The 17621-nt window shown below is 65.9% G+C and carries 18 protein-coding genes, 1 tRNA gene and 1 other RNA gene; 9 read left to right on the top strand and 11 right to left on the bottom strand.

Features of this window, described 5'->3' with window-relative positions; translation table 11 throughout:
• Window positions 1-47: 47 nt before the first annotated feature.
• Entirely contained in the window at window positions 48-596 is a 549-nt protein-coding gene (locus X803_RS0110170; RefSeq protein WP_026545055.1) for a CGNR zinc finger domain-containing protein, read from the bottom strand.
• 26 nt (window positions 597-622) lie between these two features.
• Window positions 623-2104 (bottom strand): helix-turn-helix domain-containing protein, encoded by a 1482-nt coding sequence (locus X803_RS0110165; protein ID WP_026545054.1) that lies wholly within the window; start codon window positions 2102-2104, stop codon window positions 623-625.
• A gap of 133 nt (window positions 2105-2237) precedes the next feature.
• Between X803_RS0110165 and aceA the strand changes: the two genes are divergently transcribed.
• The 3 genes from aceA (at window position 2238) to X803_RS0110150 (ending at window position 6133) form a co-directional block, all read left to right on the top strand.
• Entirely contained in the window at window positions 2238-3563 is a 1326-nt protein-coding gene (gene aceA / locus X803_RS0110160; RefSeq protein WP_026545053.1) for an isocitrate lyase, read from the top strand.
• Window positions 3564-3666: 103 nt separating this feature from the next.
• Entirely contained in the window at window positions 3667-5289 is a 1623-nt protein-coding gene (aceB, locus tag X803_RS0110155) for a malate synthase A (protein WP_026545052.1), read from the top strand.
• Between the two features lie 148 nt (window positions 5290-5437).
• The gene (locus tag X803_RS0110150; protein ID WP_026545051.1) at window positions 5438-6133 is read left to right on the top strand and encodes a DsbA family oxidoreductase; all 696 of its coding nucleotides are present in this window, start codon (window positions 5438-5440) and stop codon (window positions 6131-6133) included.
• An 89-nt stretch (window positions 6134-6222) separates the two neighbouring features.
• On the opposite strand, the gene X803_RS19150 is transcribed toward X803_RS0110150, so the two are convergent.
• The 3 genes from X803_RS19150 to X803_RS0110135 form a co-directional block, all read right to left on the bottom strand.
• Window positions 6223-6900, bottom strand: coding sequence for a LytR C-terminal domain-containing protein (locus X803_RS19150; RefSeq protein ID WP_051470646.1), 678 nt, complete (start codon window positions 6898-6900; stop codon window positions 6223-6225).
• Window positions 6893-7192: a type II toxin-antitoxin system VapB family antitoxin gene (locus tag X803_RS0110140; protein ID WP_026545050.1), complete on the bottom strand. Its 300-nt coding sequence runs from the start codon at window positions 7190-7192 to the stop codon at window positions 6893-6895. Before X803_RS0110140 ends, X803_RS19150 begins: the two co-directional genes overlap by 8 nt.
• A 171-nt stretch (window positions 7193-7363) precedes the next feature.
• Window positions 7364-8440 (bottom strand): multicopper oxidase domain-containing protein, encoded by a 1077-nt coding sequence (locus X803_RS0110135; protein WP_253907444.1) that lies wholly within the window; start codon window positions 8438-8440, stop codon window positions 7364-7366.
• A 73-nt stretch (window positions 8441-8513) separates the two neighbouring features.
• Between X803_RS0110135 and X803_RS21880 the strand changes: the two genes are divergently transcribed.
• Entirely contained in the window at window positions 8514-8828 is a 315-nt protein-coding gene (locus X803_RS21880; RefSeq protein WP_026545048.1) for a hypothetical protein, read from the top strand.
• A 70-nt stretch (window positions 8829-8898) separates the two neighbouring features.
• On the opposite strand, the gene X803_RS19145 is transcribed toward X803_RS21880, so the two are convergent.
• On the bottom strand, window positions 8899-10284 hold the full coding sequence (locus X803_RS19145) for a multicopper oxidase domain-containing protein (RefSeq protein ID WP_051470645.1): 1386 nt from the start codon (window positions 10282-10284) through the stop codon (window positions 8899-8901).
• Window positions 10277-10897 carry a DUF4352 domain-containing protein gene (locus tag X803_RS0110120; protein WP_253907443.1) on the bottom strand — a complete coding sequence of 207 codons (621 nt, stop codon included), beginning with the start codon at window positions 10895-10897 and terminating at the stop codon, window positions 10277-10279. Before X803_RS0110120 ends, X803_RS19145 begins: the two co-directional genes overlap by 8 nt.
• 119 nt (window positions 10898-11016) lie before the next feature.
• Here X803_RS0110120 and X803_RS19140 point away from each other — a divergent pair, with 119 nt between their 5' ends.
• On the top strand, window positions 11017-11898 hold the full coding sequence (locus X803_RS19140) for a Cof-type HAD-IIB family hydrolase (RefSeq protein ID WP_051470644.1): 882 nt from the start codon (window positions 11017-11019) through the stop codon (window positions 11896-11898).
• A gap of 63 nt (window positions 11899-11961) precedes the next feature.
• Here the strand turns inward: X803_RS19140 and X803_RS0110110 are convergent, their stop codons facing one another.
• Window positions 11962-12420 (bottom strand): glutathione peroxidase, encoded by a 459-nt coding sequence (locus X803_RS0110110; RefSeq protein ID WP_035778567.1) that lies wholly within the window; start codon window positions 12418-12420, stop codon window positions 11962-11964.
• Between the two features lie 127 nt (window positions 12421-12547).
• On the opposite strand from X803_RS0110110, the gene X803_RS0110105 reads away from it, so the two are divergent.
• On the top strand, window positions 12548-13447 hold the full coding sequence (locus X803_RS0110105) for an oxygenase MpaB family protein (protein ID WP_026545045.1): 900 nt from the start codon (window positions 12548-12550) through the stop codon (window positions 13445-13447).
• A gap of 83 nt (window positions 13448-13530) precedes the next feature.
• Here X803_RS0110105 and X803_RS0110100 read toward each other — a convergent pair whose 3' ends face one another.
• Window positions 13531-14715: a fatty acid desaturase family protein gene (locus X803_RS0110100; RefSeq protein ID WP_026545044.1), complete on the bottom strand. Its 1185-nt coding sequence runs from the start codon at window positions 14713-14715 to the stop codon at window positions 13531-13533.
• 24 nt (window positions 14716-14739) lie between these two features.
• Window positions 14740-15801, bottom strand: a complete 1062-nt coding sequence (locus X803_RS0110095; RefSeq protein ID WP_026545043.1) for a ferredoxin reductase — start codon at window positions 15799-15801, stop codon at window positions 14740-14742.
• Between the two features lie 199 nt (window positions 15802-16000).
• Here X803_RS0110095 and X803_RS0110090 point away from each other — a divergent pair, with 199 nt between their 5' ends.
• Entirely contained in the window at window positions 16001-16900 is a 900-nt protein-coding gene (locus X803_RS0110090; RefSeq protein WP_026545042.1) for a diacylglycerol/lipid kinase family protein, read from the top strand.
• Between the two features lie 64 nt (window positions 16901-16964).
• Here X803_RS0110090 and X803_RS0110085 read toward each other — a convergent pair.
• Window positions 16965-17049 (bottom strand) — tRNA-Ser (locus tag X803_RS0110085).
• Window positions 17050-17150: 101 nt separating this feature from the next.
• Between X803_RS0110085 and ffs the strand changes: the two genes are divergently transcribed.
• Both ffs and X803_RS22780 read left to right on the top strand, forming a co-directional pair.
• An RNA gene (gene ffs, locus X803_RS21505) (signal recognition particle sRNA small type) lies at window positions 17151-17247 on the top strand.
• Window positions 17248-17275: 28 nt separating this feature from the next.
• Window positions 17276-17621: glutamate--tRNA ligase family protein (locus X803_RS22780; protein WP_035778562.1), on the top strand; the 346-nt coding region annotated here is incomplete at its 3' end.

The following is a 17621-nucleotide window of genomic DNA, read 5'->3' as shown; positions in this document are numbered from 1 at the left end:
AACTCAATGCGGCGTGCGGACGGGCCAACTCAACGCGGGGGATGACTCTACGCGGAGGCCTCAGCCCGTTCGGCCAGCCGGGCCCGGTACGCCGCGACTGCCGCCCGGTTCCCGCACCCCGACTCACAGAACCGCCGCGAACGGTTCTTCGACAGATCCACGAGCACGTTGGTGCAGTCCTCCGCCGCACAGGTCCGCAGGCGGCCCAGTTCCTTGCTGCGGACGAGGTCCACGAAGGCCATCGCCGCCTCCACCGCCATGCGCGCCGACAGCGGCGCCTCCAACGGTGTCGCGTGGATGTGGTAATCCCAGGAGTCGTGCCGGACCAGCTGCGGCAGGGCATTGAACTCACGCAGGAGCGCGTTCACCGTGTCCACGACCGCGTCCTCGTCGCCGCTCCAGAGTGAGCGCAGGCGCGGGCGGAGGTTCCGGACGGCGTCGAGCTCTGCCTCATCAAGCGCGAGGTTGCCGCTCCAGTTCCAGTCCCGGGCGAAGCGTTCAAGGGCATCGGCGTCAGGCAGCTGTTCACCGTCCTCGGTGTTCACCAGCGCGGCGGCACTGCGCAGTCCCTCTTCGGTGTCATTGGCAAAAAGCATGGGGCTCCTGTTCGGGTGGCTCCACCTTAGCCCGAGTGGGTCTGCAGGAATGAGTAGACCTCTGTCTCGTCCACTCCCGGGAAGGCGCCCGGCGGCATGGCCGCCAACAGGTGCGAATGCGCCCGCGCGCTGGGCCACGCAAAGCCGGACCATTCCTGAGCCAACGACGACGGCGGCAACTTGCAGCATGATTCCTCCGGACAGCGGGACTCACCACGGATGGGAGTATCCCGCCCCCGGAACCACTTCACGTGGGCGTAGGGCACACCGACGCTGAGCGAGAACTCCCCTGCCGCGGCGCGCTCGGTGCGTGCGGTACACCAGTAGGTGCCGCTGGGCGTATCGGTGTACTGGCTGTAGGCAGAGAACCGGTCGGGGACATCGAACACCACGCGTGAGGTCCACTTCTTGCAGGAGGGCTGGCCTTCAATTGCGCCGGTGTGGTCCTGGGGGAAGGTCACGCCGTCGTTCTCGTAGGCCTTGTAGATGATCCCGCTCTGGTGGGTCTTCTGGAAATGGGTGGGGATTCCGAGGTGCTCGGTGGCGAGGTTGGTGAACCGGTGCGCGGCGGTCTCGTAGGAGACTGCGAAGGAGTCCCGGATGTCCTCGACGGCGATCTCCTTGGCGGCTTTCGCAGCCTGGAGGAACTCGACCGTGGCCTTCTCGGGCAGGAGCAGCGCCGCCGCGAAATAGTTGGTGGCCACCCGCTGCCGCAGGAACTCCCGGTAGTTTTCGGGAGTCTTGTGCTGCAGCACATAGTGTCCCAGGGCCTGGAGCAGTACGGACCGGGGGTCATGATCCGTCCGCTGCGACTGCGTGAGGTAGATGCGCCGGTTCTTCAGGTCCGTCACGGAGCGGGTTGAGTGCGGCAGGTCCCCCACGTGATGGAGCGTGAACCCGAGGTGCGCGGCGATGTCCGCGATCAGGTGCTGCGACAGGGGCCCACGGGTATGCCCCACGGACGCCAGGACCTTCTGCGCCTCCGCCTCGATGTCGGGGAAATAGTTGTTCTGCCTGCGCATGATGCCGCGGAGCTCGGCGTTGGCACGGCGGGCTTCCTCCGGGGTGGCCACCTGCTCGTTCAGACGGCGTTCAAGCTCGGCCTGCAGACCGACGAGCGCCTCGAGCGCCTCCATCGGCAACCGCGCTGACGTGCGTACCTTCGGCAGGCCCAGCGATTCATACAACGGGCCCCGCTGGGCACGCTCCAGGGCAATTTCCAGGGCTGCGCGCCGGCTTGGCGGCTCAGCCCCGAGCAGCTGGTCGACGCTCACCTCAAGCGCCTTGGCCAGCGACTGCAGCATCCCGAGCCGCGGTTCACGCTTACCGTTTTCCATCAGTGAGAGCTGGGAGGGCGCAGTACCGACGACGGCGCCAAGTTCCTCCAGCGTCATGCGCCGGCTCTTGCGGAGGTGCCTCAGGCGGCGCCCGAGGCTGATGGCATCTTCGCCTTCCGGCACCGTTTCGGTTTCGGGCTGCCGGGTTCGATTCCAGCTCGAAGTCGTCATTTCTTGACGATACGCGAAGAAATGCGTTTCTTTCCAGAGCTTTGCCCTATTTGACTCTTGCAGGATGCGCGATTGTTGATTTCACCAGGAGTTACCGCAGAGGCATAGACGCCTCCCGGAAGGAGAAAACGCAATGACGCAGGAAGCCGCAAACAACGCACACACCCAGGCAGTCCGTGAACTCGAGCTTGAGTGGGCAGCCGATCAGCGCTGGGACGGGATCCAGCGTGATTACTCGGCGGCCGACGTCGTACGCCTTCGCGGCAGTGTTCAGGAGGAACACACGCTCGCCCGGCGTGGTGCCGAGAAGCTGTGGCAACAGCTCACCAGCCAGGCACAGACCGGCGGATACACCAACGCCCTCGGCGCACTGACCGGCAACCAGGCCGTGCAGCAGGTCAAGGCCGGGCTGAAGGCCATCTACCTGTCCGGCTGGCAGGTTGCCGCGGACGCCAACCTGTCCGGGCAGACCTACCCGGACCAGTCGCTGTATCCGGCGAATTCCGTTCCGCAGGTGGTCCGGCGGATCAACAACGCGCTGCAGCGGGCTGACCAGATCGAGTGGGCCGAGGGCACGCAGTCGGTCGAGGACTGGTTTGTACCGATCGTCGCCGACGCCGAGGCCGGCTTCGGCGGACCGCTGAACGCGTACGAGCTGATGAAGTCGATGATCGCGGCCGGCGCTTCGGGTGTGCACTGGGAGGACCAGCTCGCCTCGGAGAAGAAGTGCGGCCACCTCGGCGGGAAGGTCCTGATCCCCACCCAGCAGCACATCCGCACCCTCAACGCAGCCCGCCTAGCCGCGGACGTCGCCGGGACCCCGAGCGTCATCATCGCCCGGACCGATGCCGAAGCCGCCACGCTGATCACCTCCGACGTGGACGAGCGGGACCAGGAGTTCATCCTCCGCGAAGGGGGACAACCGGTTCGCACCGCCGAGGGCTTCTACAAGGTCCGCAACGGCATCGAACCCTGCATCGCCCGCGCCAAGGCGTACGCCCCGTACTCGGACCTGATCTGGATGGAAACCGGCACCCCGGACCTGGAACTGGCCCGACGGTTCGCCGAAGCCGTGAAGTCAGAGTTCCCCGACCAGATGCTCTCCTACAACTGCTCGCCGTCGTTCAACTGGAAGAAGCACCTCGACGACGCCACCATCGCGAAGTTCCAGCGCGAACTCGGCGCCATGGGCTTCACGTTCCAGTTCATCACCCTCGCCGGGTTCCACGCCCTCAACTACTCGATGTTCGATCTCGCCCACGGCTATGCCCGCGAAGGCATGAGCGCCTACGTCGAACTCCAGGAAAAGGAATTCGCTTCTGAATCCCGCGGCTACACCGCAACCCGCCACCAGCGGGAGGTCGGCACCGGCTACTTCGACCAGGTAGCGAGCGCCCTCAACCCGACCGGCAGCACCCTTGCCCTTGCCGGCTCCACCGAGACGCAGCAGTTCCACTAACCCCTCCCCCTCTCCCTCCCCGTGAGTTGGCAGGACACACCCCTTATGGACGCCCGTTAGCGGCGTGTCCTGCCGACTCAACGCAGCTTTCAAGGAGTTACCCATGAACATCAACGGCATTTCGCTGACCGCACCGCCCATCCCACGCCAGAATGAAATCCTGACCCCCGAGGCACTGGACTTCCTCCGCGAACTCCACGCCGTCGCCGAACCGCGCCGCCAGGAACTCCTCCAGCGCCGGCGCGAGGCCCGCAACCGGATTGCCCGCGGCGAGGACCCGCGATTCCTGCCCGAGACCGCGCACATCAGGAACGACGACGGCTGGCAGGTTGCGCCGCCGGCACCCGGCTTGGAGGACCGCCGGGTCGAGATCACCGGACCCGTGGACCGCAAAATGACGGTCAACGCCCTGAACTCCGGGGCGAACGTCTGGCTGGCGGACCTCGAGGACTCGCTGACCCCCACCTGGGCCAATGTCATCAACGGCCAGCTGAACCTGCAGGACGCGCTCAACCGCCGCATCGACTTCACCACCGATGAGGGCAGGGAGTACCGGCTCGGCGAGAAGCTGCCCACCGTCGTCGTACGTCCGCGCGGCTGGCACCTGCCGGAACAGCACCTGCTGATCGACGGGGAACCCATCTCCGGCGGGATCGTGGACTTCGGGTTGTATTTCTTCCATAACGCACGCACGTTGATTGAACAGGGCCGCGGCCCCTACTTCTACCTGCCGAAGCTCGAGAACCACCTTGAGGCCAGGCTGTGGAATGACATTTTCCTCCGCGCCCAGGAACTGCTCGGCATCCCGCGCGGCACCATCCGCGCCACCGTGCTCATCGAGACGATCACCGCGGCGTTCGAGATGGAGGAGATCCTCTACGAGCTGCGCGAACACTCCTCGGGCCTGAACGCCGGCCGCTGGGACTACATTTTCTCGCTGATCAAGAACTTCCGGCTCCGCGGCCCGCGGTTCGTCCTGCCCGACCGCACCATGGTCACCATGACCGCGCCCTTCATGCGGGCCTACACCGAACAGCTGGTGCGGGCCTGCCACCGCCGCGGTGCGCATGCCATCGGCGGCATGTCCGCATTCATCCCCAACCGTCGGGATGAGGCGGTGAACGCCGTCGCACTCGAGAAGGTGCATACGGACAAGATGCGCGAGGCCTCGGACGGCTTCGACGGCTCCTGGGTGGCCCACCCGGACCTGGTTCCGGTTGCGCGGGCGGTGTTCGACGTCGTGCTCGGCGAACAGCCCAACCAGCTCCGCCGGCAGCGCACCGACGTCGTCCCGGGTGACCGCGCGCTCATCGACCTCACCGGTACGCAGGGGCTCATCACGGAGGCCGGCATCCGCACCAACCTCGAGGTGGGGGTCCGCTACCTGGAGGCGTGGCTGCGCGGGAACGGCGCGGTGACGCTGAAGAACCTGATGGAGGACGCCGCCACCGCGGAGATCTCCCGCTCGCAGATCTGGCAGTGGATCCACGTCCACGCGGTTACCGACGACGGCGAGATCGTCACCCGCGAGTGGGTATCGGAGCTGCTGGAGGACGAGTTCGAGCGGCTGCCCCGCTTCGATGATGACCGGTTCGACGACGCCCGTCAGCTCTTCGAGGAGGTTGCCCTCGGCGAGGACTTCCCTGAGTTCCTCACCCTCCCCGCATACACCCGGCACCTCTGCGCCGGGCAGCGGCCGGCTCCGGCTCGGGCTCTGCAGCGGTAACCCCCGCCCGTTGAGTTGGCAGGACAACACACCCCTTACGGAGCGACATAACCGGCGTGTCCTGCCAACTCAACGCGGGGTTTCGGGAGAGGACGACGACGGCGGCGCCCCGGGAATAGGGCGCCGCCGTCCTTCCGTTGCCAACAGTATGCACATTGAAATCTGGTCAGACGTCAAATGCCCCTGGTGCTTTGTAGGCAAGCGCCGCTTCGAGAAGGCCCTCGCCGACTTCCCGCACCGTGAGAGCGTCGAGGTGACCTGGAAGAGCTTCCAGCTGGATCCGAATCTCCCTGAGCATTACGACGGCACCGAGCAGCAGTACCTCGCCGAACGCAAGGGAATCGCCCCGGAGCAGGTCCGCCAGATGTGGAATCAGCTGACCACCTCAGCGGCCGACGTCGGTGTGAACTTCGACTTCGATTCCGTGGTGGTCGGCAACAGCTTCACCGCTCACCGGTTCCTGCACCTGGCGAAGTCGCTCGGCAAGGGCAACGAGGCGAAGGAAGCCATCCTGTCCGCGCACTTCGAGCAGGGTCTGGACACGTCCGACGTCGAGGTCCTTGTCACCCTCGGCACGGACCTCGGCATTGATGAGCAGTCGGTCCGCGACACCATCGCCGGGGACCGTTTTGCCGACGACGTCCGCCGGGACATCAATGAGGCCCAGACGCTCGGCGTGAGCGGGGTCCCGTTTTTCGTGATCGACCGGAAGTACGGCATCTCGGGAGCGCAGCCGGTCGAACTGTTCCGGCAGGCGCTGGACCAGGCGTGGCAGGAGGCCCACCCGCTCGTGCCCGTTTCGGCAACACCGGACGGCGAGGCCTGCGGCCCGGACGGCTGCTAGTCAGCCGCCCGCCGTCGTCGTTCCCTGCCCCCCGTGAGGCGGCAGTTCCCGTCAGAGGGGCACTTCCCCTCAGGGAGCGGTATTTCCTATCAGGGAGCGACCGACGGCGACGGCGTGGCGCTCGCCGTTGACGACAGTTCACACGTGAGCGCCCCGGGTTCTGCGTTGACTTCCTCGGCGGGAATCAGCGCCTCGTATTCGGAGCCCAGCACCACGTCCACCGTGGCGTCGGGCCGCTCGTCTTCCACGTATACCGTTTCCGGGATGGTCCGCTGCAGGGTGAGGGCCTGAGCGTACCCGGCTGGGCCTGAGACCACGATGGCCGTCATGTTGGTCCGGCCGACCGTCCGGTTGCCCAGCGCGCCCACGGTGAAGCCCCGTTCCTCGAGGGCTGTGGCGGCGTTTCCTGCGAGACCCTCAATGCTGGTGCTGTTGAGGACATTGACGGTGACGGCTGCCGGGTCTACCAGGTCGAACGGACCGGCCGGGCACGCACTCGTCGGGATGGGCGACGGTTCGCTGACGGGCAGCTTGATGTCTCCCCGGGCCAGTGCGAGCGCAAAAATCACGGCCGCCGCGAGCAGCGCCACCAGCAGCACCAAAACCACGCCATGGCGGAGCCTGCGCATGTAGATGTGGGGACGTTCCACATTGCCGTCATCGGCGAATACTGTTTCGAGATCGTTCTCGGTGACAATCCGGTGCCCGTGCCACTCGATCGGGTTCTTCTTCGACCGGATGGGTTTGCGATGTGGGGTCCTAGGCATCGATGACCAGGACGCGGGCATGCAGGATGGTGCGCTGATGGAGGGCTGTGCGAACGGCCCGGTGCAGCCCGTCCTCGAGGTAGAGCGTGTCATTCCACTGCACTACGTGGGGGAACAGGTCGCCGAAGAACGTGGAGTCCTCCGCGAGCAGAGCCTCCAGGTCGAGGGTGGTTTTGGTGGTGACGAGCTCGTCCAGCCGGACCTGCCGTGGCGCCACGCCTGCCCAGTCCTTGGGCGTCACGTGTCCATGGTCGGGATAGGGGCGTCCGTCACTCACTGCTTTGAAGATCACCAATACAGCCTAGGCAAGATAGCGCCGCAATGGAATGTGGCGCTCTGGCGGCGCGCCCGTAGTGGCCAAATGGTTACCATAAAAACTTTTTGTCGCCGTTCTGCTGGTATGACGCGCTTTTAACAGCAGAACGGTGACAAAAACTCCCGGAGGTGGGGTGGGTGCAGGGCGTCAGGTGGCGTCGATGGGGATGGTGCGTGTTCCCACCACAGCGCCCGTGATCCAGTCCTCCCAGTCGACGCGCAGCAAATAGCGGCCCGGTGCCGGTGGATGCAGCAGCATGTCATAACGCTCGGCTGCGCCGTACGCGAGCCTGCTGGTGGTCAGCGGGTAGCCGGAGTCACGGCAGCTCGGCGCCGGTGCACCCGGAACCGACGTGTCCCTGAACGGACGTCCGTCGTGGGAGACCAGCTCTGCCATCGGCACTTCCACCCCTGCGGCGTCGGTGAAGGTCACCATGTTCGGGAGGTAGTTGGCATTGACAGTCCTCAGGAGCGTCGGCTTCCGCGCCCCTCCCGCCACGTTGGCGCGCAGCACCGACAGGCTCCACACACGTTCCCGGCCGGCGGGACGACGCGCCAGCTCCCCTCCCAGGAGGTAAAAGTGACGGGGTTCAAACCGGTTGAGCCCGGCGTCCTCCCCGGACAATCCGTCCGCATGGTTCATTTCATGCCAGCGCGGGTCCACACAGTAGGGAGCGAACAGCGCCTCGGTGTCGATGTCATACTCCGGTCCGTCCACAAAGGCGCGCCGCGCTCCGGGAGTCACCGGGTAGTCCGGATGCACCACCGGGTCGATCACGAGCGGCCCGAACATCCCCATCTGCACATGCAGCGGGGTGTTCACGTGGCAGTGGTAGAAATACGTCCCGGCCGCCCCGTAGTTGGGATCACCGGGCCGGCCGGCTTCGGGCTGCATCTGGTAGGTGTACTGCCCGTCCACCTCGAAGGACGTGTGCCCCACACCATCGTTCCGGGGGTCCGGTTCCATGCCGTGCCAGTGAATGGTGTGCGGACCCTTGCTCGGGTGCACGGTGGCGTGGAAGACCTTCCCCTCCTGCACCCGCAGGGTTGGGCCAGGGAAGCCGCGCTCGTACTGCTCGTCCTCGAAGCTCCACATCTCGAACTCGGCGCCGTCGTCAAGCACCAGGTCGCGGCTGTGGAATTCGAAATCGACTGCGAATGCCGGCACCTGCGGGAACTCCGTCACCGGGTTCTCGACCTCAAGCTGCTCGGAGCTGAAATCCACCTGGCTCTGGAACCTGTGGTGCAGCGTCGGTTCCGGGACGGGGGCAGGGACCGGCTGTTCGGTCGGTTCCGCCGTGGCGGACGGGGAAGCGGATGCGCTTGCGCTCGCTGAGGCGGTCGCGGTCGCGCTCGCTGAGGCGGTCGCGGAGGCGCTTGCTGAAGCGGAGGCGGACGACGACGCGCTCGGCTTGGCAGAAGCACTCGGCTTCGCAGAAGCACTGGGCTTCGCAGTGGCACTCGGCTTCGCAGACGCACCGGGCTTCGCGGAAGCGCTGGGTTTGGACCGCGCCCGTTGGCGCTCTACCCGTCGTCGTTCCGCTTCGGCGCGCCTGCGCGCATCCGCCTGGCGCTTCCGCTCAGCCGCAGCGCGCCGTCGTTCTTCTTCCTGACGACGCCGCTGCGCCCGTTCCTGCGCGCGCTCGATCGCCCGGATGGACCGCCGGTCACGGCTGAAAATACTCACGGTGCAGCTCCTGGGACAGGGCCCTTCAGGGTCCAGTGGGCAACGAGGCCGCCGGGATACATTCCGCCGGCAGCGGTCTGGGACGGCTCGGCGTGGCAGTGCATGGGGTACACCCAGTCGGTGGTTCGCGCGAACCAGACGGGATCAATCGCGTCCGGCGGCCGCTTGATGGGGATGATGATGTCCTTGCGGTCCATAGGTTCAAGTTCGACGACGTCTTCCCACTGCTGCAGGACCACGTGGCCGTCCGTGTCGACGAACCCCTCATGCCGCGGCCAGTCCGCTCCGTTGCGACGGACCGTCCACACGTGGTTGCCGTGGAAGTGCATCTGGTGGAAGACGATTCCAGGATTGACCAGCCGGACGAGCTGCCCGCCGCGCAGGGTGCCCAGCTCGGTCCCCTCACCGAACTGGCGCACGTCCAGCTGGCGCGGATAGCCGGAAATCAGGGTTTCCTCCTCGGTGGCGAGGTTGGTCGCGTCATTGAACGTGATGCCGAGCGATTCGAAGCCGCTACGTCCGTTGAGCGTGAAGTAGCGCGGCACCGCACGGCTCGCCGCCGGGTTGACGGTCTGCCCGGAGGCTTCCATCGCTGCCCACCGCGGCTCAACGGCGTGGGTGATCCACAACCACTGCCGTTCGAACGTGGCGCGGTCCACCGCAATGTCCCACTGGTGTTCGGGATCCATGACCACCAGCACCCCGAACAGGCCCAGCACCCGTTCCACCGGCGCGTTGGTCGGGTCGGCGAAGATGTAGGTCCCGGGCTCGGGGCAGGGGAACTCCAGGACGGCCACCGAGTCCGGGGCGATTGCACCGGTGGTGAGGTCACCGCCGTCGGGCCCTGCCCCGTGGACCGTGAGGGTGTGCGGCCTGTTGAGCCGGTTCTGGACGCGCAGGCGGACGGTGCTTCCCAGCTCGGCGATGACGGTCCGCTGCGGGAAAATGCTGGCCCAGTAGTTGCGGCGGATGAAGTACTGGCCGGGGTTGGCCGGGTCCGGACCGACGGGCGTGGGCGTCCCCCGCGGGGGCACGGGCCTGTCCAGCGGGTAGCTGCGGCTTGCCACCACGTCACCGCCGGCCGTGATCACTGCGGGCTCCATGGTGAGGCTCGGGTTCGGATCATCGACGTCGGTGGGCCTGCTGCCGAAGCCGCGGTGGTAGACCAGCGTGTCATCGACCATCTTGAGGTAACCCTCGTTGATGTAGACGTCGAGTACGCCGTGCTGCGGCGCCAGCGCCAGGGGAACCGGCGTGCGTGCCAGACGGTGCGAGGTGGAGGGCTGCACCAGCGGCAGCGCCGCAAAGCCCAGACCGGCGGCAGCCCCAAGCTTGAGGAGGTCGCTGCGGGCCAGGATTTCGGGGGGCAACTGCTCAGCCATGATTCTCCTCCAGGGAGCCGGGTCGAAGGGAGATCCGCGGAAGGGCGAGCACCAGCGGGGCAGGGCCGCCCCACGGGTCGGTGAACCGGGCGGACAGACCGGATGCACCGCTCGGGACCAGGAAACTGATCCACAGGCTGCGGTGGGAACCGGGTGCCAGAAGGATTTTGGCGACGTCGGCCGCCCGGTTGGTCACCGTCGTCGTGTTCGCGACGAGAAGACGGAGCTGCCCCGGCGCAAACAGGACATTCCGCTCCGATGTGTTCCGCACGTCCAGCTTCACCGCCACGTGTTCGCCCCAGGTGTGGTTGAACGGCTGCGCGGTTCCGGTCGCCGCGTGCGATCCGGCTGTGTGCCCGCCTGCGCTGAGTGCTCCAGCCATGCGGGCCTGCCGCTCTGCGGCTGAGATCCGGACGGAACCGAACGACGTCGGTACCTCCTCGGTGCCGCCGGCTGCGGAAAGGACTCCCCATCCCGCTGCGGTGGCCAGCGCACCGGTGCCTATCAGAATGCCAAAAACTCGTCGCGTGAGTCCGTTGGGACGGTCGGCTGCCTCCCCAGGCATCAGGTCAGCCGCATCCTGCCCGGCCAGCGCGATTTCCTCAATCGCCATTACTCGCCTCTATGTCATGCGTGGATGCTGCAGGGAACCAGTGTTATATCGAGACCTTGGAGAAACCCTTGACCGTCACGAATTACCCGGCGTGGACCGGTTCACCGGATACTTGAGCCATGACTTCCCCTGAGCCCATCGGCCTGCTGCTCGACGTCGACGGACCCGTTGCCAGCCCTGTCTCGCGTACTGTGCGTCCCGAGATCATCGATGCTCTGATCGCCCTGGCCGGTGCCGGCTGGCCGGTCATTTTCAACACGGGCCGCTCCGATGAATTCATCCGCGAGGAGGTCATGAACCCCATGCTGGCGGCGGGGATCCCCGGGGGCATCACTTTCCATGCCATCTGCGAGAAGGGTGCAACCTGGTTCAGCTTCGACGCCCGCGGCGCAACCGCGGTGCAGGTTGATGACGCGCTGGCGCTTCCGGCGGCATTCGGCGATGAGGTGCGGCGCCTCGTTGAAGATCAGTTCGCCGACCACATGTTCTTCGACGAGACCAAACGCGCCATGGTGTCGATCGAACAGCGCCTCGACGTGGGAAACGCGGACTACCTCGACAGGCAGGGGCCGTTCGACGCCGCCGTCCTCGAGATCATGCAGCACTTCGATATGGGGGTCTGCCGTCTGGCCCACCACCTTCCGGACAGCGACGACAGCGTCGACTACCGCGTGGACCCCACCATCATCTCCACCGACATCGAGTCGGTACGGGTGGGCAAGGACCTGGGCGCCGAGCGGGCCCTGCGTCTGATCGAGGGCGAGGTTCCGCAGACCTGGCGGACCGTCGGCGATTCCCGGACCGATTACGCCATGGCGGACTACCTTCACGAGCACGGCTACAGCGTTGCCCACGTGGATGTCCGCCCGGCCGATGGTGTTCCCGAGAAGCCCTACCCGGTGCTGACGGAGGGTGAACTGACCAACGACGACGCCGGTGCCGCCTTCCTGCTCCGCTGCGCCGAAACTGCGGTGCTTCCGGCGGCGGAACCGCTTCGCTGAGGAGGCGGATAACCGCCTTTTGGCCCGCAGCTTCCCGCGCTCAACGCCGATGGTGCGTCCGCGTCAGGACTGCAGCGCCTTCTCGATCTCGGCCACGACTTCCGGTGCGTCCGGTTCCACGGTGGGTGGGAACCTCGCGACCACGGAGCCGGCGTCGTTCACCAGGAACTTCTCGAAGTTCCATTTCACGAAGCCCGGCAGGAGGCCGGTCCGGAACCGGGTGAGCTCAGCGTAGAGGGGGTGCTGGTTCCGGCCCCGGACATCGGTCTTGGTGGTCAGCGGAAAGGTCACCCCGAAGTTCATCGAACAGAATGCCTGGATGTCCTCTTCCGTGCCCGGTTCCTGTCCCATGAACTGGTTGCTCGGGACGCCCAGCACCACCAGGCCCCGGTCTGCGTAGGTCCGGTAGAGGTTCTCCAGCGCCGCGTACTGGGGAGTGAATCCGCACTGGGATGCGACATTCACCACCAGAACGGTTTTGCCCTCGAAATCGCCGAAGGTCCGCTCGGTGCCGTCGATCATGGTCAGCGGGATGTCGTGAAGGTTCTGCTGGGGCACTGCTGCTCCTTGTCGGTCACGGGTACTCATGAACACTTCGTTGACGGCGCGCTCGCGGATGGCTCCCAACGAAGACCTGCATACTGGACCCATGGCGTCACCCTTCTCCCGGCTCCGCGTTGAACTCAAGAACACCTTCACCGGCACCGGTGCGGAGCCGCCGGCGTGGACCGAGGAACTGGCCGAGGGAGACGACGCCGGTTACTTCCCTCCCGGCTCCGCCGTCTGGGAGGTGCACAGCTCCATGACGCCCACTGTGGGCGGCATCCGGGCGCTGCTGCTGCAGGCGCTCCACCCGGGCGCGATGGCCGGCGTGTATGCGCATTCGAATTTCCGGGAAGACCCGTTGGGGCGGCTGGCCAACACCATCCGCTGGATTTTCACCGTCACGTACGGCTCCACCGAAGCGGCGCGGGGCGCGTCAGGATGGGTGCGCCGCCTGCACGAGAAGGTGACCGGCACCTACGTGGATGCGAACGGCGTCGAACATGCCTACAGCGCCAACGATCCGCATCTGGCCCGCTGGGTGCACCTCGCCTTCACCGACTCGTTCCTCAGCGCACACCAGCGGTACGGGCTGCGATTCCCGGGCGGTGCGGACGATTACGTGGCACAGTGGGCCGTGGCCGGCGAACTGATGGGCGTGACGGATCCGCCGCGCAGCGTCGCCGAGTTGCGTTCACAGCTGGCCACGTACGACGGCGAACTAACCTCCAGCCGCCAGGTCCAGGACGCGCTGGCCTACATCAGGCGCCCACCGCTCCCCCGGTCGCAGCGGCTGGGCTACCGGGTGCTCTTCACCGGTGCGGTGGCGACGCTGACGCCGCGGCAGCGGGAGATGCTTGGACTGGCGCTGCCGCACCTCGGGCCGGTTCCGATCCCCGTCAGACCGGCCGTGATGCTGGTGCTCGGTGTGCTGAAACTGGGCCTGGGCAGGCAGGGACCCAGCGAAGCGGCAGCGCTCCGTCGGATCCGTCGCGTCACGGCCTGAGCGAGTTCGCGACGAAACCTGAGCCGGTCGCGCCGCAGCCTGAGCCGGGCCTGCGACCCCGGCTCAGCCGCCGCGCTTCAGCTTTACGTGGCCGGCTTTGCCCGGTCAGGCAGGGCCAGGCGGAAGACCTTCGCCCATGCCGAACCGACCTGCTTGAGCAGCGGGCCTGTGGTGTACGGCAGCCCGTAGCGGTCGCAGATCTCCCGAACCTTCGGAGCGATCTCGTGGTAGCGGTTCGAAGGCAGGTCCGGGAACAGGTGGTGCTCGATCTGGTGGGACAGGTTGCCCGTCATCAGATGCATGAACTTCGAGCCGGAAATGTTGGCCGACCCGATCATCTGCCGCACATACCAGTCACCGCGGGTTTCGCCGTCGACCATTTCCTCCGTGAAGGTGTCGGTACCGGCAGGGAAATGTCCGCAGAAGATCACTGCGTGTGCCCACACGTTGCGTACGGCGTTGGCGGTGAGGGTACCGATCAGCGCCTGACGGCCGGACCCGCTGAGCATGGCCACCAGGGGCGTTGCGAGGTAGTCCTTGCTGAACTGCTTGGCTGCCTTGCGTCCGAGTGCCTGGAGGTCCCGGGTCATGGCCTCCTTGGACTTCAAGCCTTCCTTGTACTCCGGGATCTCCAGATCGTAGAGCGCGATGCCCCACTCGAAGAGCGGCGCGAGAACGGCGTTGTACACGGGGTTGCCCAGGTTGAAGGGCTTCCACGGCTGGTCGTCGTCCATGCGCAGGAGGTTGTAGCCGACGTCGCGGTCCTTGCCCACAACGTTGGTCCAGCGGTGGTGGAGGTCATTGTGCGTGTGCTGCCAGGACCGCGTGGGGGTGACGAAGTCCCAGTCCCAGGTGGTGGAGTGGATGTCCGGATCCCGCATCCAGTCCCACTGGCCGTGGAGGATGTTGTGGCCGAGCTCCATGTTTTCGAGGATCTTGGCGAAGCTCAGCATGGTGGTGCCGGCCACCCAGGCGACCTTGTTCCGCCCGAACAGCAGCGCTGCACGTCCACCGAACTCCAGTGCGCGCTGGGCCTTGATCACCCGGCGGATGTAGTCGGCGTCGTGCTGGCCGCGGCGCCCGAGCACCTCGTCCCGGATGGCGTCCAGCTCACGGCTCAGCTCCGCCACCTGCTCGTCCGAAAGGTGGGCGGCTGCGGGCGGGCGCACCACTGGATGTCCGGTTTCCGCGAGCGCTCCCGCACGTCGGCGCGGAGCGGCTTTCTCCACTGCAGTGTCTTCCGACACGTGTTCTGCAACGTTCGTCATACCCTCACTCCTTTGGATATCGAGTTAGATGTCGAGGTTCACGGGTCCGGCGGCCGCCGAAACGCAGGTCTGGATGAGCTGGCCGGGCTCGCCATGTACTTCATTGGTGCGAAGATCCCTGACCTGCCCCTCACGCAATGGAAGCAGACAGCTGTGACAGATTCCCATCCGGCACCCGCTGGGCATGAGCACTCCGGCGTCCTCGCCGACCTCAAGCAGCGAGGTGTTGCCGTCGGCCTCCACCTCGCGGTCCGAGGCCTCAAAGGTGACCAAACCGCCGTCGTTCCCTGCTCCGTCAGCGAGGACGGTACTGAACCGTTCAATCTTCAGGCTACCCGCAGGTAGCGCCGCCTGCTTTTCCCAGAGCGATTCGGCGCTCTCCAGGAACTCTTCCGGCCCGCAGGCGTAGGCGGCCCGCTCGCGCCAGTCTCCACAGAGCCGGTCCAGCGCCGCTGTGGAGCTGAAGTCGATGCGCCCGTGCTCGGAGGTGAACCAGAGCTTGACCCGAAACTGGCGGAACTGGTCAGCGAGCTCGCGCAGCTCTTCGACGAAGAGGCTCTTGAGGGGGGTCCGGGCGGAGTGGATCAGGACGACGTCGGCATCCGGCCGACGGGGAACCAGTGTGCGGATCATGGACATCACCGGGGTGATGCCGCTGCCGGCCGTCAGCATCAGGAGTGGGCGGGGCCGCTCCGGAAGCACAAACGTGCCCTGCGGCGGAGCGAGGAAGAGCACGTCTCCCGGCTTGGTATCGCGCACCAGGACCCGGGAAATCTCACCCATGTCCGTCACTGTGATGGCCGGATCATGTCCCGCCGCCGCACTGAGCGAGTAGGAGCGCCAGTGGCGGACGCCGTTCACCTCCACTCCGATGCGCGCCCACTGTCCAGCGCGGTGCGCTTTCCAGCCGCGGCCGGGGTGGAAGTAGATGGTGACCGAGTCAGCAGTTTCGGGCACAACTTTGGTCACCACGCCGCGCAGCTGGCGGGCGGAGAACACCGGGTTGAACAGAGCCAGAAAATCTTCCGGCGCCAGCGGCGTTGTCAACGCGGAAACAGCATGTCTCAGCTTAGGTCGCCGCGTCATCCTTGCAGGTCCAATCGAAACTCCTCACAGGATGGGCACTTGCCGAAGATATCAGGCGATCACGGCTGGTGTTGTATCCAGTGTGGACTCCATGTGTCATGCTTCGGAAGGCTCACCGACGAATACTTTGATCAGTAGGCTTATCATTCTCGCATAGTCTGCCGTGAAGGCGACATCGAAAGAACGCCGGAGGCAGACCATGAACGCACGCCAGACCTTTGACAGCATCTCGATCATTTTCAACCCGAACAGCACAGGAGATGCTCCGAAGCTGGCGAAGGAACTGGAGGAGAAGCTCCGGGAGTCCCTGCCCTATCCGGCCGAGGTTGAACTGCGGCCCACCGACCATGCAGGTCACGCCGTCGAACTCGCCCGTACTGCTGCCGACCGCGGCGGCAAGGTGCTCGTCATCTCCGTCAGCGGCGACGGCGGCTACAACGAAGTGGTCAACGGAGTCATGGCCAGTTCCAACACCGACGCAGTGTGTGCGGTGCTCGCGGCCGGCAACGCCAACGATCACCACCGGGTCATCAGCCGGCAGCCTTTGGCGGAAGCCATCGCCGAGGGTGCAGTGCGCCGGATCGACCTGCTGCAAATCACGGTCGAGGCAGGTGCTGGCACCGAGTCCGTCTATGCCCACTCGTACATCGGGTTCGGGCTGACGCCCATCGTTGCCATCGACCTCGAAAAGGGCAGCAAGGGCGCGTTCAAAGAGATGTTCACCGTGGTGCGCACCTTCGCGAAGTTCCGTCCGTTCGAGATCCGCCAGAAGGACGGCAAGCGCCGCCGGTTCGACAGCCTGGTGTTCGCGAACATCTCGCAGATGGCGAAGTACGCCACGCTCAGCGAAGCGGACGACGACGCCTCGGACGGCAAGTTCGAGGTGGTCACCTTCGCCCACCAGGCAAAGTGGCGGATCCTGCTCAGGGCTCTGCGGGCAACCACCAAGGGCCTGGGAGACCAACCCAGCACCGACTACTACGAGTTCACCACACTCAAGCCCATTCCCTACCAGCTCGACGGAGAGGTACGGTCGGCGCCGGCCAATGTCCTCGTGAAGGTGCGGAGTGTGCCGCGCGTGCTGGCGGTGGTGGGGTAGGCCTTCGCCACCCCTTACACAACACAGCACCCCGGCCGAGTGGACCGGGGTGCTGTGGATAAAGCGGAGGATGGGGGATTTGAACCCCCGAGGGCGTGAACCCAACACGCGTTCCAGGCGTGCGCCATAGGCCGCTAGGCGAATCCTCCTTGTTTGGAGCAGGTTCCAGAATACCCGGACATGCCTGATGTGCCGAATCGGGCGGTGATCCGGCAGGAGGAACCGCCCCAACGGTTTGTGTAGACTATTACGCGGCCCCTCATGTGGTGTCATCCTGTTGAACTCCCCCAGGACCGGAAGGTAGCAAGGGTAGGCGGGCTCTGGCAGGTGCATGAGGGGTCTTCACGTTCCCTGAAAGCCGTGTCTGGAGGAGCAGTGACTGCGGGCCGCTTTGCGCCGAGTCCCACCGGCGAACTGCATGTGGGAAACCTCCGGACCGCGATCCTGGCCTGGCTGTTTGCCCGTTCGACCGGCCGGCGCTTCCTGCTGCGGGTGGAGGACCTTGACCGGGTCCGTGCCGGCATGGAGGCCGTCCAACTCGGTGAGCTCACCGCCGTCGGGCTTTCCTGGGACGGCGGGATCACGCGTCAGAGTGAGCGGCAGTCCCATTACGACGACGCCGTCAGCCGCCTGCGCGCCGACGGCCGCCTTTTCGAGTGCTACTGCACCCGCCGCGACATTGCCGAGGCGGCATCCGCTCCGCATGTCCTTTCCGGCCACT

This window comes from Arthrobacter sp. 35/47 (genome assembly GCF_000520475.1).
GTDB lineage: Bacteria > Actinomycetota > Actinomycetes > Actinomycetales > Micrococcaceae > Arthrobacter_D > Arthrobacter_D subterraneus.
This window is presented reverse-complemented; position numbering and strand designations above follow the sequence as displayed.

Coding starts and splice junctions, on each gene's coding strand:
- X803_RS0110170 (WP_026545055.1), bottom strand. CDS start 596: ATGCTTTTTGCCAATGACACCGAAGAGGGACTGCGCAGTGCCGCCGCG.
- X803_RS0110165 (WP_026545054.1), bottom strand. CDS start 2,104: ATGACGACTTCGAGCTGGAATCGAACCCGGCAGCCCGAAACCGAAACG.
- aceA (WP_026545053.1), top strand. CDS start 2,238: ATGACGCAGGAAGCCGCAAACAACGCACACACCCAGGCAGTCCGTGAA.
- aceB (WP_026545052.1), top strand. CDS start 3,667: ATGAACATCAACGGCATTTCGCTGACCGCACCGCCCATCCCACGCCAG.
- X803_RS0110150 (WP_026545051.1), top strand. CDS start 5,438: ATGCACATTGAAATCTGGTCAGACGTCAAATGCCCCTGGTGCTTTGTA.
- X803_RS19150 (WP_051470646.1), bottom strand. CDS start 6,900: ATGCCTAGGACCCCACATCGCAAACCCATCCGGTCGAAGAAGAACCCG.
- X803_RS19145 (WP_051470645.1), bottom strand. CDS start 10,284: ATGGCTGAGCAGTTGCCCCCCGAAATCCTGGCCCGCAGCGACCTCCTC.
- X803_RS0110120 (WP_253907443.1), bottom strand. CDS start 10,897: ATGGCGATTGAGGAAATCGCGCTGGCCGGGCAGGATGCGGCTGACCTG.
- X803_RS19140 (WP_051470644.1), top strand. CDS start 11,017: ATGACTTCCCCTGAGCCCATCGGCCTGCTGCTCGACGTCGACGGACCC.
- X803_RS0110110 (WP_035778567.1), bottom strand. CDS start 12,420: ATGATCGACGGCACCGAGCGGACCTTCGGCGATTTCGAGGGCAAAACC.
- X803_RS0110105 (WP_026545045.1), top strand. CDS start 12,548: ATGGCGTCACCCTTCTCCCGGCTCCGCGTTGAACTCAAGAACACCTTC.
- X803_RS0110100 (WP_026545044.1), bottom strand. CDS start 14,715: ATGACGAACGTTGCAGAACACGTGTCGGAAGACACTGCAGTGGAGAAA.
- X803_RS0110095 (WP_026545043.1), bottom strand. CDS start 15,801: ATGACGCGGCGACCTAAGCTGAGACATGCTGTTTCCGCGTTGACAACG.
- X803_RS0110090 (WP_026545042.1), top strand. CDS start 16,001: ATGAACGCACGCCAGACCTTTGACAGCATCTCGATCATTTTCAACCCG.